14 protein-coding genes, 1 pseudogene and 1 riboswitch are annotated in these 16,180 nt (G+C 50.6%); of the genes and pseudogenes, 7 read left to right on the top strand and 8 right to left on the bottom strand.

The genetic code is table 11. The features are described from left to right. The first annotated feature begins 2 nt into the window (after positions 1-2). The 3 genes from H9625_RS17700 (at position 3) to H9625_RS08890 (ending at position 3,832) form a co-directional block, all read left to right on the top strand. A complete protein-coding gene (locus H9625_RS17700; RefSeq protein ID WP_225226378.1) occupies positions 3-410 on the top strand; it encodes an IS110 family transposase in 408 nt (135 codons plus the stop codon). Between the two features lie 12 nt (positions 411-422). Next, a complete protein-coding gene (locus H9625_RS17695) occupies positions 423-842 on the top strand; it encodes a transposase (protein WP_317173097.1) in 420 nt (139 codons plus the stop codon). 404 nt (positions 843-1,246) lie between these two features. Further along, entirely contained in the window at positions 1,247-3,832 is a 2,586-nt protein-coding gene (locus tag H9625_RS08890; RefSeq protein WP_191763976.1) for a glycoside hydrolase family 2 protein, read from the top strand. Positions 3,833-3,981: 149 nt separating this feature from the next. Here the strand turns inward: H9625_RS08890 and H9625_RS08885 are convergent, their stop codons facing one another. Together H9625_RS08885 and H9625_RS08880 are read right to left on the bottom strand one after the other, a co-directional pair. Then, positions 3,982-5,601 carry a TIM-barrel domain-containing protein gene (locus H9625_RS08885; protein WP_191763974.1) on the bottom strand — a complete coding sequence of 540 codons (1,620 nt, stop codon included), beginning with the start codon at positions 5,599-5,601 and terminating at the stop codon, positions 3,982-3,984. A gap of 7 nt (positions 5,602-5,608) precedes the next feature. Next, positions 5,609-5,923: a hypothetical protein gene (locus H9625_RS08880; protein WP_191763972.1), complete on the bottom strand. Its 315-nt coding sequence runs from the start codon at positions 5,921-5,923 to the stop codon at positions 5,609-5,611. Here H9625_RS08880 and H9625_RS08875 point away from each other — a divergent pair. Next, the gene (locus H9625_RS08875) at positions 5,917-6,603 is read left to right on the top strand and encodes a hypothetical protein (protein ID WP_191763970.1); all 687 of its coding nucleotides are present in this window, start codon (positions 5,917-5,919) and stop codon (positions 6,601-6,603) included. The two genes, H9625_RS08880 and H9625_RS08875, sit on opposite strands and share 7 nt — an antisense overlap. A 16-nt stretch (positions 6,604-6,619) precedes the next feature. Here the strand turns inward: H9625_RS08875 and H9625_RS08870 are convergent, their stop codons facing one another. Further along, positions 6,620-7,333 (bottom strand): DUF3592 domain-containing protein, encoded by a 714-nt coding sequence (locus H9625_RS08870; RefSeq protein WP_191763968.1) that lies wholly within the window; start codon positions 7,331-7,333, stop codon positions 6,620-6,622. A gap of 237 nt (positions 7,334-7,570) precedes the next feature. Here H9625_RS08870 and H9625_RS08865 point away from each other — a divergent pair, with 237 nt between their 5' ends. Further along, positions 7,571-9,271: a DUF3592 domain-containing protein gene (locus tag H9625_RS08865; protein ID WP_191763966.1), complete on the top strand. Its 1,701-nt coding sequence runs from the start codon at positions 7,571-7,573 to the stop codon at positions 9,269-9,271. Between the two features lie 18 nt (positions 9,272-9,289). Here the strand turns inward: H9625_RS08865 and H9625_RS08860 are convergent, their stop codons facing one another. Next, positions 9,290-10,003 (bottom strand): DUF3592 domain-containing protein, encoded by a 714-nt coding sequence (locus H9625_RS08860; RefSeq protein ID WP_191763964.1) that lies wholly within the window; start codon positions 10,001-10,003, stop codon positions 9,290-9,292. 238 nt (positions 10,004-10,241) lie between these two features. On the opposite strand from H9625_RS08860, the gene H9625_RS08855 reads away from it, so the two are divergent. Beyond that, positions 10,242-10,949 carry an RNA polymerase sigma factor gene (locus H9625_RS08855; RefSeq protein WP_087251655.1) on the top strand — a complete coding sequence of 236 codons (708 nt, stop codon included), beginning with the start codon at positions 10,242-10,244 and terminating at the stop codon, positions 10,947-10,949. Here H9625_RS08855 and H9625_RS08850 read toward each other — a convergent pair. The 3 genes and pseudogenes from H9625_RS08850 to H9625_RS08840 all read right to left on the bottom strand — a co-directional run bounded on the left by H9625_RS08850 (position 10,915) and on the right by H9625_RS08840 (position 14,319). Further along, entirely contained in the window at positions 10,915-12,171 is a 1,257-nt protein-coding gene (locus H9625_RS08850) for a clostripain-related cysteine peptidase (RefSeq protein WP_225226377.1), read from the bottom strand. The two genes, H9625_RS08855 and H9625_RS08850, sit on opposite strands and share 35 nt — an antisense overlap. Before the next feature lie 68 nt (positions 12,172-12,239). Beyond that, positions 12,240-13,982 (bottom strand): annotated as a pseudogene (locus H9625_RS08845) (helicase-related protein); the annotation flags it as partial. A gap of 103 nt (positions 13,983-14,085) precedes the next feature. Further along, the gene (locus H9625_RS08840) at positions 14,086-14,319 is read right to left on the bottom strand and encodes a hypothetical protein (RefSeq protein WP_072531315.1); all 234 of its coding nucleotides are present in this window, start codon (positions 14,317-14,319) and stop codon (positions 14,086-14,088) included. Next, positions 14,318-14,423: riboswitch (SAM-I-IV-variant riboswitch) on the bottom strand. (Overlaps the previous gene by 2 nt.) A 197-nt stretch (positions 14,424-14,620) precedes the next feature. On the opposite strand from H9625_RS08840, the gene H9625_RS08835 reads away from it, so the two are divergent. Beyond that, positions 14,621-15,007 carry a hypothetical protein gene (locus H9625_RS08835; protein WP_087251656.1) on the top strand — a complete coding sequence of 129 codons (387 nt, stop codon included), beginning with the start codon at positions 14,621-14,623 and terminating at the stop codon, positions 15,005-15,007. Between the two features lie 833 nt (positions 15,008-15,840). Here the strand turns inward: H9625_RS08835 and H9625_RS08830 are convergent. Continuing rightward, on the bottom strand, positions 15,841-15,987 hold the full coding sequence (locus tag H9625_RS08830) for a hypothetical protein (protein ID WP_162608538.1): 147 nt from the start codon (positions 15,985-15,987) through the stop codon (positions 15,841-15,843). Positions 15,988-16,180 lie beyond the last annotated feature (193 nt).

Raw genomic sequence — 16,180 nt, 5'->3', positions numbered from 1 at the left:
ATTTGGGCATAACCAACATAGTAGTCAATCCTGCCGATGTACCGACTATGAGTAAGGAAAAACTTCGTAAGACAGATGCCGTTGACTGCAACAAGCTGGCTCGTGAATTACGTTCCGGTTCATTGGTTGGAATATACGTTCCCGGAGTGGAAACTCTGGAACTTCGTTCTTTGATAAGGATGAGAAACCTGATAGTAAAAGACAGCATCCGTGCGAAGAACCGCATCAAGTCTCTTCTTCGTTTTCATGGCGTAGAGATACCGGAAGAGTTTACCCGCTGCTCCATTGGCTGTTGGTCCAAACGCTTCCTTTCCTGGTTACAGGCTCTTGAACTGTCCACTGAGTATGGCAAGAAGACTTTGGAACTGCACCTGGAACAGTTCGTGCGTCTTCGTAAGATGCTTCTATAGGAGACACGTGCCATCCGTGAGATTTCACGTAAAGCTCCTTTTGAGAAGCCGATACGCCTTCTGACTTCTGTTCCCGGAATAGGCGTTACTACAGCTGCCACCCTGATGGTTGAGCTTGATGATATAGTGCGTTTTAAGAATGCTGACCATCTGGCTTCTTTCATCGGTCTGGTACCAATGTGTCATTCGAGCGGTGAATGTAACGGCACAGGAGATATAACTGTACGCCGGCATTTCATGCTTCGGTGTCTTTTGATAGAAGCCGCATGGATTGCAATCCGCAAGGATCCTGCAATGACCGTAGCCTATACGGAATACCGTAAACGTATGAATCCTCAGAAATCAATTGTAAAGATAGCCAGACGGCTTGTAAACAGAATATACTATGTACTCAAACATGAAAAGGAATATATACAGTGTGTTGTCAAATGATACAGAATCCTATAAGGTAAAACAGCTTTCTTTTGAGGGAAATACTATCATATTTATGCGGCTTTGAAGTCCGCTCAAAAAAGTTTGTAACCCTCATTAATGGTTTGACTGATAAAGGAACTTGCAGCCCCTTATGCGGTGTCTGCTGTGGAAAGTTTGTTTTACCATAGGATTATGGTTAGGTTTTCTTAGCCATATCAGACGATATCAGTAATACAAAAAGAGAGGCGTCTTACCGCCTCCCCAAGTAGCATTACTGCGTACCGTCAGGATGTTTATTGCTGGCAGGTTGCTCCTCAGCAGAGCCTACTTCCTCTTAACATCCTGATACAAAGATATAAAACTAAAGTTAATTAATAATGAATTATCCAACTTTGTTTGGATTTTAAATGGAAAGGATATATATGAAACATCATTTCTTTATAATAAGCTGCCTGATGCTGCTTTGTATTTGCAGCGCGGGATATGCCTATTCTCCGCGTGAAGTCATCAATCTGAACCGGGAATGGAAGTATATGCGCGGAGACTGCCGGGGAGCGGAGCAGACGGGATATGACGACAGCGGTTGGGAGCGTATCGGACTGCCCCATTCCTTCAGCATTCCGTACTTCATGTCGAGAGATTTCTACACAGGATACGGATGGTATCGCAAGCATGTCGCCTTTACGGAAAAGAATCTCTCGGGAAAAATCTTTATGGAGTTCGACGGCGTGTTTCAGGAGGCGGAGATATTTGTAAACGGAAAGTTCGTCGACCGCCATCGCGGGGGATATACCGGATTTTCAGTCGACATAACGGAGGCGGCGCAGGTGGGAGACAATCTGATTGCGGTGCGGGTAAACAATTTATGGCAGCCGACTCTTGCGCCGCGCGGCGGAGAACATGTATTCAGTGGGGGAATATACCGGAATGTCCGGTTGGTATTGAAGTCGTCCACCTACATCGACTGGTACGGAACGTTTGTCACGACATCCGGACTGGACACGAGCAACGGCGGATATGGGATTGTGAACGTTTCAACCGAGGTCAGGCATTCGGGAAACGATACTGACAACTTCCGTCTGGTATCCAATGTGCTGTCTCCCGACGGCCGGATTATCGCATCGGCCGAGAAAGAGATAGAGATGAAGTGCAATACGGCTCAAACCGTAAGGCAGACGATGGAAAAGATTGAGAATCCCTGCCTGTGGCATCCGTCACATCCGGTATTGTATAAGCTGGAGAGTCTGCTTTTCAAAGGCGACAAACTGATAGACCGGGATGAAACTTCGTTCGGCTTCCGCTGGTTTGAGTGGACAAAAGACCACGGCTTCTTTCTGAACGGGGAACATCTGTATTTTAAAGGAGTAAACGTACATCAAGACCAGGCCGGATGGGGCGATGCCGTAACGGACGCCGCCGCGCGCCGCGATGTGGCTCTGGTTAAGGAAGCGGGATTCGACATGATTCGCGGTTCGCATTATCCGCATTCCCCGGCATTCGCGAAGGCGTGCGATGAAGAAGGCGTGCTTTTCTGGTCGGAAGCTCCCTTTTGGGCCACGGCCGGAGAAAAGAAAGACGGGTATTGGACGGCAAGCGCCTATCCCGTCCGGCAGGAAGACTGCGATGCTTTTGAAGAAAATGTCCTGCAACAATTGGAGGAGATGATACGCATCCACCGAAACCATCCTTCCATCATTGCATGGAGCATGTGTAACGAACCTTTTTTCACCACACCGGAAACGATGGACGGAGTAAGGAAACTGCTGAAGCGGATGGTAGACTATACGCATCTGCTTGATCCGACTCGACCGGCCGGCATAGGCGGAGCACAGCGTCCGTTAGGAGAAGAACGGATTGATCTGATAGGCGACATCGTGGGATATAACGGCGACGGAGCCACTATCCTCGATTTCCAGCAGCCTCCCATACCGAGCATGGTGACGGAATACGGGAGCACAAACGCCGACCGCCCGGGCGAATACATCCCGGGATGGGGAGACCTGGAGAAGAATGACGCATGGAAAGGCGTGGAGTGGCGGAGCGGACAGGCCATCTGGTGCGGGTTCGACCACGGAAGCCTCTTTGGGGAAGGAATGGCCAAACTGGGCATAATCGACTATTTCCGCATCCCGAAGCGCTCCTGGTACTGGTACCGCAACGTTTATGCCGGTGTCAACCCTCCGGTATGGAGCGTATCGGGTACCCCGGCCAAGCTGAGACTGGAAGCATCGCGATATACCGATATCAAGGCCGACGGTACAGACGATGTTCATCTGACCGTGACAGTCCTCGACGAGGAAGGCAGGGAACTGAGCAATTCACCGGATGTAAAACTTACTCTGATATCGGGTCCGGGAGAGTTTCCTACCGGCGGCAGCATCCTGTTCGAGGCGGGAAGCGACATCCGCATCATGGACGGAAAGGCGGCGATAGCCTTCCGCTCCTATTATGCAGGCGAGTCCGTCATCGAAGCCACCTCACCGGGACTGGAGCCTGCCCGCATCAAGCTGACTTTTACCGGAGCACCGGCCTACAAAGAAGGGGTCACTCCGAAGGTGGCAGACCGTCCGTATGTTCCTTTCTCCTTGCAGAAAAAGGGGAAGATACAGAGCTTCGGGCTGAACAATCCCGCATTCGCGAGCAGTGCTGCTGACGGACACTCCACAGGATATGCTGCCGACGGCAAGTTTGATACGTGGTGGGAACCCGAAAGTTCTGACCAAAATGTCTATTGGACGCTTGATACGGAACGTTCCCTGATGCTGAGTGAAGTCAGCATACGGTTCGCTTCTACAGACCGATACCAATATAAGGTGGAAGTGTCAGAAGACAACAAGAATTGGATGCTGGTCTCAGACAAGACAGGCAACAAGAATCCGGTCGGATCGGACAAGATAAAACCCGAAAAGACGGTGAAGATGCACTATCTTCGCCTCAGCTTCCCCCAGACCGGGAAATATGTAACGCCGAAGCTTGCCGAGGTGGAAATTCTGGGACAATTGGATTAAGCAGGTTTGGACAGCATCCGCCTGCGCGATGATGCGGTCAGAACAGATTTTTGACCGTAACAAGAATTTTCTCATGTCCGACGGACGGAACGGAAACAGAAAAGAGTCTTGCTCTGGGATGCCCTCAAGAGCAAGACTCTTTCCTGTTTTCAGTCAATCTGCAAGCTGATGTCCTTGCCTTCCGCAACAATCAGCAGTTCTTTCCGTTCCGCATCATACTGCCAGTCGGCCGCATCCTTTACCGAGGACACGGCAGGCATATTCCGCAATATAAAGGCATAGCGGGATGAACGGTCTGATTTCAGTCGGAGCTCACCCTTAGCTTCATCAAAAGAGACCGTGCAATCGTAATATTCCGTACCGTCGCCCTGCGGCAGATGAAGCGTGCGGGCGGAAAGGCCGTTCGGACAAATCAGGAAAGAGCGGCAGCCTTCCAGCTTTTCACAGCCGATGCCTGTTGCCCCCGACCGGATATCCATCGGGATGATTGCCCCCTTCCGGATGAACAGCGGGAACTCGTCCAACGGATACCGGCGCGAAATCCGGGTGTCTGGGGCAAAAGAGTCGCCCGTCCAGAAGTCAATCCAGGTTCCTTCAGACGGAAGGTGGAAGACCACCGGACCGGAACCGGCCGAAGTAATGGCTTTCGTAAAGATATAATCGCCCACCTGGTGGCTTTCCTCACTAAAAGAAACATTCTTCAGGAGCGAACCTCCGTGCAGATGCGCGTCGACAACCGTAGAGAACAGATAAGGCACCAGTTCATCGTGCAATACCACGCAAAAGCGGTAGATATCCTCCACATCCTGTCCGTGAAACCAGGGCAGATGGTTGGTAAACGCTCCGTTTTCCCCGCCGTTGATCATGGCGGCCGTCATGCAGCCGAACTGGGCATAGCGGACAAATTCCTCCTTGCCGGCACGCCGCATGAAGAAGCCCGCCACTTCGCAGGCCGGCGAGGCATATCCGCGCAGAGCCGACCGGTAGATATTGTCGATTTGCAGCTTCAGGCCGCTCCAATCTCCCGAGAAATCGCCGCACCATCCCAGATTCATCTTGTCCGGACTGGCGGAATAGCCTCCCTGATGGGAATAAGGACGCGCAATGATGATTCCTTCCGGATTCCGGGCCGTGGTATAGTCGTACATGGCATCGTAATAATACGGGCGAAACTCGGCATTGCTCATCGTTCCCTTGCTGGTCTGGAGATAGTCTCCGAACCAAAACTCGCCCTGATCGACCTTCCATCCGTATACTCCGTCAACAAATACTTTGTCCAACTGCGTATGCCACCATTCCACGGCCTTCGGGTTGGTAAAGTCGATGTGAATGCCGTATCCCTTCCACCATTCGTGCGGTTCGCTGCCGTTTATCCCCAGTTTGTTGCTGCGCACATAGTCGTAAGCCTCGCACTGCTGCAGCGGAGTGTCCTTTCCTTTCTGGTTCACCACGCCGGTCAGCCACAGGATGACCTTTACACCCTTCCGCTTGAAGTAGGAAAGCATCCCTTCAGGGTCGGGATACCGCGCTTTGTCCCAGTTGAAGTCATTGTAGGCAGTCGACCAGGGGCTGTCGATGATGGTAGCTTCCACCGGAATGCCCCTTGACAAATATCCGTCGACCAGTTTCTTTGCTCCCGTTTCCGTGTTCAGGCTGTCTTCCCATACGATGTGCCTGAACGCCCATGCGGGCGTTATGGGAGGAGTCTGGGCATGAACCGCAGTCAGCATGCCCAAGCCAAACAGACTTGCTATGACAATCCTTTTCATGGCAAGACTATTTCAGGATTCTTATATCAGACCCCACATACGTTTGCTTCAGTCCGCCCCAGTCTGCGATAATGCGCTGTATCATCACGTCGGGGTCTCCGCAACTTAAAGTCAGCGTGTGCTTCTCGCGGCTGCGGTCGATCGGGAAAGTAAACGTTGCCTTGACTCCGTTTTGAAGCACATGGTCTTTCCATTCCTTCGAGTATTCCACCGGCACATTGTTCGTTACCTGCACAGGCTGCCCGTCAACCGACACGCCGAAGCGTGTACCTCTTCCCTTATAAATCGGGAAAACAGGCAGAGAATATACATGCAGTGTCACCGAATCGGCATCTATTGCTGTTGAAAGGGTTTGCGCCACGCACGGGTCTTTGCATCCTTTCCCCGGTATTGAAAGACACGATGCAGATAGAAGGCGGAGGATATTGGCCGCTGCTCACCTTGAGAGGTGCCTGCGCGACAGCTACCGCTGAAATCCGCCTGAAAGCGTCGGGCATGAATCCGGATACCTTGAGGGTGAACAAGACGATGTTCTTTTACAAAGCCATAGAGGCGGTGTCCGATGAAGACACCCTCGCCACGGATGCGATGGCACGGATAGCCGGCGGCATAGGGTGTTTCGGAGAGTTGTATGCCTCCGTCGGGATACATGGCTTCAAGCTTGCATCGGCACGCAACACGCCCCTCAACCAGGCCACGCCCCTTGCCATGGCTTCGTTGCTGGGCAGGCTGATGCGTTACAAAGACCACCTGTTCCGGGAGCACCCTGACATCTATGAAACGCAGGACTATCTGGAGCAGAGTTTGGAGAACAAAGGTTGGCCTACTACCGATTACACCTTAGCCTGCGCAGAGGTAGGAGGACGGCGTGTGCTGAACGTCATTGCTTCGGTGGGCGGCCACCTGCTGGTTGTCTTTATGGAAGGAACGGATGTATCCGAAGAAACGCTGATGAAGAAGGCGGGCGAGCTGATACAGGTTGCCAAGGATAATTTGCCTTAAACACGTCTTCCCGTTCTCATCCCACCACACTGTCAACATCCACATAATAATTGGAAGGATTATTGCGGTCAACATAGACACGCACCTTCCTTTGGGGATCTATCTCGTAACTCTCATACCAGAAAGAACCGCTGTGAAACAGGTATATACGCCCGTCGGATGCCACATAACGGCAACTCACGATGATGGGATGCCGTCCGTTCATGCTTTGGTTGTCATCTTCACGGATGCCTGTTATCTCCGCCTCCACTGTATCGCCGGTAGCAAGCAGGCGGGCTATTTTCTGCCGGTGTTTCCGCCTTACCAGAATAAAAGCCAGTCCCATATCGGCAAACACGAACGCCATGGCCAGCAATAGGCCGATAATCCAGTTGTTATCATCCAGATAACGCACCTCTTGGGGATTGCCATTGCGGTAATAGACTGTAATCTGCTTGCCCGGATGCATGGACGATGAAGACAGATTGAGCGTGGAAGTATAGGTCTTTCCGCCGACTGTGTATTCCACCACCGGTGTGCCCAGCGATTCGTGATTTGCCCCACGCATGGCCAGGATAACTGCCTGCACAGGTGTAGCTTCTGCTTTGAATGTGTGACCGCTGGTATAGATGAAGATACAGACGGTAAACAGGATGATGCCCACCAGCACAAATATTCCGCCGAAAATGCGAACAAATGCCTTGTCTTTTTTCTTGCCCCGGGCCAGTGCTTTTTCTTTGTTGTAACGCATAATTGTAAAAGGGTCGTTTAATGAAATATCAACTTCTTATATCATTAAAGGATTGCTTCCTATATGTAATTCGTAGCGGACGGGGCGAGTGTTACCCGATTTTGCGTTAATAAACATTAAACGGGAAAATTTTATTCCCGACCGTCCGCTTTTGAGGGCTTCAAACAATTACACAGATTCGTAACCGAAACGAAACATCCATTCGTTACATTCGCTCCCCAAATAACTGATAGCGGTATGAGGAACGATACAGACATACGGAAAGAGGCGTACCGGCGAATCTTAAAGCGGGAATTGTGCTGGTGGCTGGTTGCCATAGCGGGTGGATTGCTGCTTGCCGGAGTGTTCAGCGGGTCGGGAATAGTAAATCTTTTCCTGCATGGCTTCCAAGGCATCGGGAGTTGCTGGGCGGGTATAATCTGTCTGGTGGTGACAGGCTACATCGCCTATTCCCTGCTGGGCATCCTGAGGGAGAAGCGGAAGCTGATAGGGCATGGCATCCAGGCCGAAGCCGTCGTCACGGCCATCCAGAAAGAGATAGATGTCGAGGAAGGCGGAGAGGCTTTCGTGGCAGTCTATGAATTCACCCTGCCCGGCGGTCGGAAATGGAAGGTTAAGGAACAGCTCAACGGCTCGCAGGCGGGGCTGTTGAGACTGATTGAGGTGGGAAGCCGCGTGCCCGTTTTCGTGGACCGCGACCATCCGTACAAGTTCTACTTATATACGCACCTCCTTGTCCGCCAATTCTATGAGGAGGAAAAGACGTTTGTCAACAGCTTGGAAAAACTAAAGAGGCAGGGCACAAACGTGGGAAACATTGGCGAAGCGATACTCAGACACCAGGAGAGGGGGCAACGGGTGTTCCGTAGCCGTCGCAAATGGAGGTGGCTTCCATCGGCTATCGTTGCTTTTGTCATGGTCTTAGTAACAGCATTCGGCTACATAATATACAACAGGTTTGAGGCTTACGTGCTGGTTTCCGATCTGAACCTCCCGCCCGGTTTCAGCTACTACAATGCTTATGCCACGGAATTGCACGAATACCTCCCCGGAAATAACAGATGGAGTTATACCGACGAGGACGGATATGAAGACTGGACGTCTTCCTGGCGCTTTACCGACAAATGCAAACGTCCCATGTTTGTGGTGTGGGGCACACAGGGATTGACACACACAAGGACGACCAGCATGCTGATGATTCCAGAAAGCTATCGCGACAGGCTGGATGAGTTCATCTACGACATGAACGCCGACCTGAAACCAAAGCTGCAAAAGCTGTTGAAAGGGTTTGCGCCACGCACGGGCCTTTGCATCCTTTCCCCGGTATTGAAAGACACGATGCAGATAGAGGGCGGAGGATATTGGCCGCTGCTCACCTTGGGAGGTGCCTGCGCGACAGCTGCCGCTGAAATCCGCCTGAAAGCGTCGGGCGTGAATCCGGATACCTTGAGGGTAGACAAGACAACAATGTTCTACTACGCAACTATAGAAGCAGTGTCCGACAGAGACACCCTTGCTACGGATGCAGTGACACGGATAGCCGGCGGCGTGGAACGTTTCGGAGTGTTGTATGCCTCCGTCGGAATACAAGGATTCAGACTGACATCAGCACGCAGCACACCCCTCAACCAGGCCACGCCCTTTGCCATGGCTTCGTTGCTGGGCAGGCTGATGCGTTACAAGGACCACCTGTTCCGGGAGCACCCTGACATCTATGAAACGCAGGACTACCTGGAGCTGACGCTGAAAGACAAGAGATGGATTACCTACTACACCTTAGCCTGCGCAGAGGCAGGAGGACGGCGTGTGCTGAACGTTTTTGCTTTGGTGGGCGACCATCTCTTGGTTATCTTTATGGAAGGAGCGGATGTATCCGAAGAAACGCTGATGAAGAAAGCGGGCGAACTGATGCTGGTTGCCAAGGATAATTTGCCTTAAACACGTTTTTTTCCGTTCTCATCCCACCACACTGTCAACATCCACATAATAATTGAAAGGATTATTGCGGTCAACATAGACACGCACCTTTCTTTTGGGATCTATCTCGTAACTCTCATACCAGAAAGAACCGCTGTGAAACAGGTATATCCGCCCGTCGGATGCCACATAACGGCAACTCACGATGATGGGATGCCGTCCGTTCATGCTTTGGTTGTCATCTTCACGGATGCCTGTTATCTCCGCCTCCACTGTATCGCCGGTAGCAAGCAGGCGGGCTATTTTCTGCCGGTGTTTCCGCCTTACCAGAATAAAAGCCAGTCCCATATCGGCAAACACGAACGCCATGGCCAGCAATAGGCCGATAATCCAGTTGTTATCATCCAGATAACGCACCTCTTGGGGATTGCCATTGCGGTAATAGACTGTAATCTGCTTGCCCGGATGCATGGACGATGAAGACAGATTGAGCGTGGAAGTATAGGTCTTTCCGCCGACTGTGTATTCCACCACCGGTGTGCCCAGCGATTCGTGATTTGCCCCACGCATGGCCAGGATAACTGCCTGCACAGGTGTAGCTTCTGCTTTGAATGTGTGACCGCTGGTATAGATGAAGATACAGACGGTAAACAGGATGATGCCCACCAGCACAAATATTCCGCCGAAAATGCGAACAAATGCCTTGTCTTTTTTCTTGCCCCGGGCCAGTGCTTTTTCTTTGTTGTAACGCATAATTGTAAAAGGGTCGTTTAATGAAATATCAACTTCTTATATCATTAAAGGATTGCTTCCTGTATGTAATTCGTAGCGGACGGGGCGAGTGTTACCCGATTTTGCGTTGAAAAGGCTTAATGCGATACTTTTTAGGTCTTTCCCTATGAATTTTACCTTTTATTATAAATGTTACTGGCACGTAACACGAGTGTCACACTGTATGGCTAATTTTGCATCGTCCAAAAATATAAATATTATGGATGTTTCGGCTTTAGGACAAGATAAGGAAGAAGATGATTTCCAACTGCTTTCTGCCATTGCGGAAAACATGGATACGGCAGCATTCACACGTCTTTACGGCAAGTATGCGAAGTGGGCTTTCGGGCTATTCTATTCGCGGACGGGCAGTAAGGAGGCCGCATCCGAACTGTCACAAAACCTGTGGATGTACGTATGGGACAATGCGGGGAAAATCATCGGGAACCATGACGAAAAACGGCATACAATAAAAGGTTTGCTTTATGCCGTCATAGCCAAACGCATATTGGATTTCTACCGGATGGTGGAGAGTTGCCATAACATTGTGTCGTTGGACGACGAGGAAATATGGCGCATGGTGGTGAACATCGCGGATAATAACCCGACGGTATTCTCCAAACTGGATGTGGAAGCCATCCATACGATTACCGATGAAGTGCTTGAAAGGTTCGGTGAACTGGACAAAAAGGTCTTCGTCAGTATGAAGAATGGATATACAGCCAAAGAGGTGGCTGACATGTACGGATTTACGGAAGCCACCGTCAGGAAAAAAGTGTGCGTGATGACAAAGGAAGTACGTCTGAAACTGTGTGAGGCCGGATATGTGTCCGCCATCCTTTCGTGTGTCAGTCATCCAGAACATGCCGCTTTGATTATCATGTCCAGTTCCGTCATTCATAAATCCCTGACCATTCCAAATTATTGAAATAGTAACTGTATTCGCAGTTTCCTTTCCACCTGCTTAAAGGCACGTACATGCTCAGTCCACTGAAATGTTCCTGACTGATGGATAACTTGTTGATGAACTGCGGCGTGGCCGCCTTGTAAACGACGGTGCGGCGCAACTGCGCGTCGAACTCGTCCGTCCGCCCTCCCACAACGGTGTGGACTATATCGCCCATGTCGAAAAACACGTTGGGCACGTTGTCCGTGTGGTACGCCTGCAAGACAGACGTGTCCAGAGCCTCCATGTCGTGCAACCTACCTTGCAGGACGTTCCGGGTGGCAGTGAAAAGTCCGCCAAGTTCGGCGGCATCCACCAGCGCGATTGTGGCCGAGCGCAGTATGTCGTGCCCCATACTGTTGTAGTGGCCGTAATAGGCGACGCAGGCCTGTTCCAAGTCCTCCACGCCGCCAAACAGGTACGGAAGCACCTTCGCATAAGGGATGCCCGAAGCGTCATAGTCGGCTTCCGCAAGTACCTCGGTGGGTGAAGCTATCAGATAGTCCGCCTTGTTGCGCATTTCATACAGCCCTTCTATACACCCCATCAGGCATACATCAAACCAGATATATTCCGCCACATCATCGGGGAGGGCATCCGCCAATGCATCGATTTCCATCACGCCGGACGAGGAGTCATTCCCTGGATGGTTGTCGATGCCGATGTAGCGTGTGCGCGGGAATCCGTCAACCGCATTCCCCCTCGTGCCTTGCGGCACAAGATCGGAATCGTAACCACCTGGCAGCCAACCCATCGAATGCGACCAAAGCACCAGTCCGAAACGGTCGGACGGAACAAGCTCCTTGGCCTCGCTTATCACCCGCGCCAGCGTTTCCGGATTGGCGGAGTTCTCCTCCGCATACGACTTCAGCGGGACTTCCCCGCCTTGCTGCGTGATACTGAACAGGCGCGGCGTTTCACCTTCCCTGTCCACATAGACCACCGCCGTGCCCGCACTGCGCCGTGCGCCCTGCCTAAGCTGCGAGATGGTATAGTCCACTTCAGAGTCCATCGAGTTGTCGGCGGCCATATACACCAGCGTGGTATAGGACACAGGGTCGGGCGGTACGATTATTTCCTCGTCCTCCGAACAGGATGCCAGCGGCAAAAGAAGGCAGTAGCCCAAAGCCGCACGGAAAAACTTGCGCTTGTTCATATTCCTCTTCCGGTTTAATTTGCCAAAGGTAACGGTTTGATATGACAACGGGGTTACAATGGCGAAAAAAAAGCGGACGGCGGGCCCGGTATATCACCGTCCTTGCCGTCCTCCCGTCACATTTTCACGCCCCGGTATTCCTTGTGTCCGGGAATATCCGGCCTGCCTATTATAATATGGTCACGGATATAGTCACGGGCTGCATCGTCCGGCTTCGGCACGTTCTCCGCTTTCGGCACCGCCTGACCGCCTTGTTCCTGCCCCTGACCTGGCGTTTCCTCATGCTTGGGTGCCAGTTCCAGCTGTATTTTGCGGTCGAGGGCGGCAAGCTCGGACTTCAACTGCTTCAATTCGTCCTCCTTTTTCCATGTCTTGCCCGCTATCTCCTGCAACTGCGGTATCTCGCGTTCCAGCACTTGGTTCTTTTCCTCGTACTGCTTGATGATGGCGGGGATGCGCTCCAACGCATTGAGGAAGTTCACTGCGGCAGCGTGGGTGTCTGCCATCGCCAGATGGCCGTTGTTGTACTTGTACTTATAATGCCCCTCGATGACAAAACGGTTGTCGATGGTCTCGCGCCCGTCGCAAATCATCCGCTCGCTGACTACTTTGATGGGGAAGCCGTACAGCTCGCCGATTTGCAGGTACTGCCCGCCAGTCGTGGCATTCTTGGCTATCTCCTGCAACTTCCTGCCGATGGCTTTCTCATCAGCGGAAACCACCCCGTAAATCCGTATCGGGTTGAGCCGGTTGTCGTCCTTTCCGGTCTTGGCGGCAGCGGTGAACTTCTCCCAGTCTTCCGTCATGGCGGCGATGACGGTTTTGTTGTCATTCAGCTCCTTTGTCTTGCCCTCCAATTTCCATTCCGAATCGCGCTTTCCCCTGTTGAACGACTTGCGTTCGCCCTCTAATGAGGCTATCTTCTTTTCGAGCTTCGCCTTGTCAAGCAAATCCGTGTTGCCGGACAGTATCGCCATATACTCCGAGAAATTCATGCCCGACTTCTCGTCCATCGCCCCCTCGTCGATGGTTCGTGCGCCCAACGCGCCGCTTTTCAGCTGACTGATGAACGTCTGCTTGCAATGCAGCAGGTTGAACTTGTACGAGTCCAGCGACTTCTCCACCGCATAGATGATGACATCCACCTTGTTGTCCGCATAGAGCTTGGCAATCTCGTTGCCCTTTCTGACCGCCCGGCCGTCACGCTGTTGCAGGTCGGACGGACGCCAGGGACAATCTAAATGATGGATGGCTACAGCCCTTCGCTGGGCGTTTACGCCCGTGCCGAGCATACTGGTAGAGCCGAACAGCACACGTACACGACCCTCGTTCATCGCCTCTATCACCGCTTTCCGCGCCTTCTCGTTCTTGCACTCCTGAATGAAGCGGATTTCATGGGCGGGTATGCCGTAGTCCTCTACTAATTTGCGCTTGATTTCGGTATAGACGCTCCAGCCGCCACCGGGCTGGTACGTGCCCAAATCCGAAAAGACGAACTGCGTCCCCTTGTGCGCGTCATACTTGCGGTAATACTCCGCTATCATCTTGGCGCAATGGCTCGCCTTGTTGTCGGGGTGGTCCTCGTAATCCGGGTCAATCATGCGCATGTCCAGTGCCATCTTCCTTGCGTAGTCCGTGGCGATGAGCATCTTCGCCTTTTCCTCCGTTTCAGACAGTGGCGGTCTGCCCAGAATGGTCGCGTCGCCCGACTTGGCGAACTGCATCAGCTTTTCGATAAACACCTCCTGGTCGGGCGTGGGCGGTATGTGGTGCAGTATCTCGTTCTTCTTCGGACGGTCCACGCCCACGTCCTCCGCCGTGCGGTAGTCGGTTATCTCGTTGTAGAACGCCGCCAGCTTGTTCTGAAAATACAAATCGTTGTATTCCGCAAAACGTTTTTTCAAGTCATTCTTTGTAATTTCAAGCTTTCCCATTTTTTACCAAGCGTTGTTGCGGATTGCCTTATTTAATCATAAGTAGAGAAATATGTCTGTAAAAAGAGAACGGATAACCTCCACAAAGGTTTCCCATGCGAAGAGGCATGTCATCCCTCTCGTCTGTAGACTTATGGAAAGCCCAACAGTCCAGCTTGCTGGCATCGTACGTTTCCATATGTCCCAACACAAAATATTTAAAAAGTGATTGGTAAAAAGAGAATTCGGGGCGGTTTTCCCCCGTGATTGTAAAATCATCCATATTGTTTATATTTTGATTATTAGACAAATCCACATCGTCTTACCACCGTGGTTACAATATCGGAACTCGGTTGGTGCGTACTTAAACGGCTCTTGATGTTTCGGTTACAAATATAAGGTCGTGAAAGGTCGGTTTGCAAATTTTACAGGATAATTTGTGTTAATAGCCTTTTTCATTACAGTCCCACTTTTAGTCGGCTTCTATGAAATTTTTGTTAATCGCATCTTGTTCCCATATAAACAGATATAAAATGCCTACTTTTGTTTCATTCATTAATGAACAAGTAATATAGGGAGTATATATGACGAAAGATAGATTTGAAGAAGCCTTGGACTATATCTGCCACTATGATTATGTGTCAGAATTGAAAAATATCACACCAAAGGTAACAAAGGACTTTGTGGAAGTGTCTTTGTCGCTTGTCACATCTGATGACGAAATTGACTATGGCGAATATCCTTGCAAAAAGAGCATGACGAGGCTATTCCACAAAGAATTATATCCCATATTGGTGAATGATGGTTTCCTCGACGAGAAGGGGAAGGCATCGGACGAAGTCGCCGAAGCAAAAGCGTGGAAAGTTTACTTGTGTTTGACAGACGGAGATGATGTCTATGCCAGCATTCATCTCTTTGACTATACAGAAGAAGGTGTGAAGCTTGTCGGTGAATCAGCCAATTATAAATAAGCCTTGGCTCATTGTGCCCTTATGCCCTTATGAAAGGTTTAGGGGATATGCATAACTGGGGTCTGTGGGTATCTTCCGGCACCGCGATAGCAACTTTTACTCAGATTAGGTATGGCGAATTGTCCAACTTTCATCTCATACTTCCATTGAATATTTCAATGATGATAATTCACTTATCTTCTCGGCTGTGGTGGACGGAGTGGAAACAGAAACAATCGAGGTTCCACTGGAGACCATGAATGTGGTTCAGAACAGAGGGCGGTATAATAAGGTTTCTGAGTTCCATGATGAAATTCTGAGGGTGAAGAATAAGGACATGCCTCTTATTGCAAAACGTATGTGCGCATAAGGTGAGAATTGAATCTTAGATATGGTTTAAAAGTAATAATGTTACATTGTAACGTAATTACTTTCTTACGTAATTACATAATAACTGTAATCCGTTGTAAGTGAGTGTAAAATATTTCCTCCCCACCCTATCTAAGGATTAAGCTGTAATCCGCCTGTTTCCTTCTTTGGGACTACACTTGTCTAAAGGAATAAAACTTCCGGCTTTCAAATTCAGCACCTCACACTACATACTCAAGATCATCTGGTGAGATATGCAGTTTGGCAATTTGCAGCAGCTCGGTTTTAACCCACCCTGGAAATGACCCGGTGCCTTCAGGCACCAGGAGAAAGCGGAGTCTCGAAAGTGCGTCTTTTTATGTGGCTGAAGCCTTTCCGTCTTTTGTTGTCTTCTTCCATTTTTCGGTGTGTGTAGCACAGACCTTTTTCCCTCTTCCTCCAGTGTTGTATCTGGCGGCTGACATAGGTCGGTTACCGCTCCGGTTTCACAGCCGTCCTTCCGGCAATATCCCTTCTTTTATTAGGATACACCCTTCCTTCTTTTTCCGTTGACGGCAGCCTCCTTCCCCCAGCTTCAACAGCCGGCTGATGTATGCCCCTTCACCTACACTGACCCCGGGCAGCATGGACATCGAAGTACGCTTGCTGCAAATTCCAAACCGGCAGTTGCTTCATCACGGAACCTGTACGGATGAGATACTTTTTCAGATGAATTTCCGGAGAAGTCAAATCATATTTCCTTGTGCAAATTTAGTTCCTATGTTTGTAATGTGCTAGCAAAATAGCATAAAGCCAAGAGAATTATTAAATTTGTAAATGAAAGAA

It is taken from the genome of Phocaeicola intestinalis (assembly GCF_014837065.1).
GTDB classification, from domain to species: Bacteria; Bacteroidota; Bacteroidia; order Bacteroidales; family Bacteroidaceae; genus Phocaeicola; species Phocaeicola intestinalis.
The sequence above is the reverse complement of the archived record's forward strand: the minus strand, read 5'-3'. Positions and strand labels throughout refer to the sequence as shown.

Bases quoted from the DNA above. Each gene is read 5' to 3' on its own strand.
- H9625_RS08890 (WP_191763976.1), top strand. From the start codon at position 1,247: ATGAAACATCATTTCTTTATAATAAGCTGCCTGATGCTGCTTTGTATT.
- H9625_RS08885 (WP_191763974.1), bottom strand. From the start codon at position 5,601: ATGAAAAGGATTGTCATAGCAAGTCTGTTTGGCTTGGGCATGCTGACT.
- H9625_RS08870 (WP_191763968.1), bottom strand. From the start codon at position 7,333: ATGCGTTACAACAAAGAAAAAGCACTGGCCCGGGGCAAGAAAAAAGAC.
- H9625_RS08865 (WP_191763966.1), top strand. From the start codon at position 7,571: ATGAGGAACGATACAGACATACGGAAAGAGGCGTACCGGCGAATCTTA.
- H9625_RS08860 (WP_191763964.1), bottom strand. From the start codon at position 10,003: ATGCGTTACAACAAAGAAAAAGCACTGGCCCGGGGCAAGAAAAAAGAC.
- H9625_RS08855 (WP_087251655.1), top strand. From the start codon at position 10,242: ATGGATGTTTCGGCTTTAGGACAAGATAAGGAAGAAGATGATTTCCAA.
- H9625_RS08840 (WP_072531315.1), bottom strand. From the start codon at position 14,319: ATGGATGATTTTACAATCACGGGGGAAAACCGCCCCGAATTCTCTTTT.
- H9625_RS08835 (WP_087251656.1), top strand. From the start codon at position 14,621: ATGACGAAAGATAGATTTGAAGAAGCCTTGGACTATATCTGCCACTAT.
- H9625_RS08830 (WP_162608538.1), bottom strand. From the start codon at position 15,987: ATGTCCATGCTGCCCGGGGTCAGTGTAGGTGAAGGGGCATACATCAGC.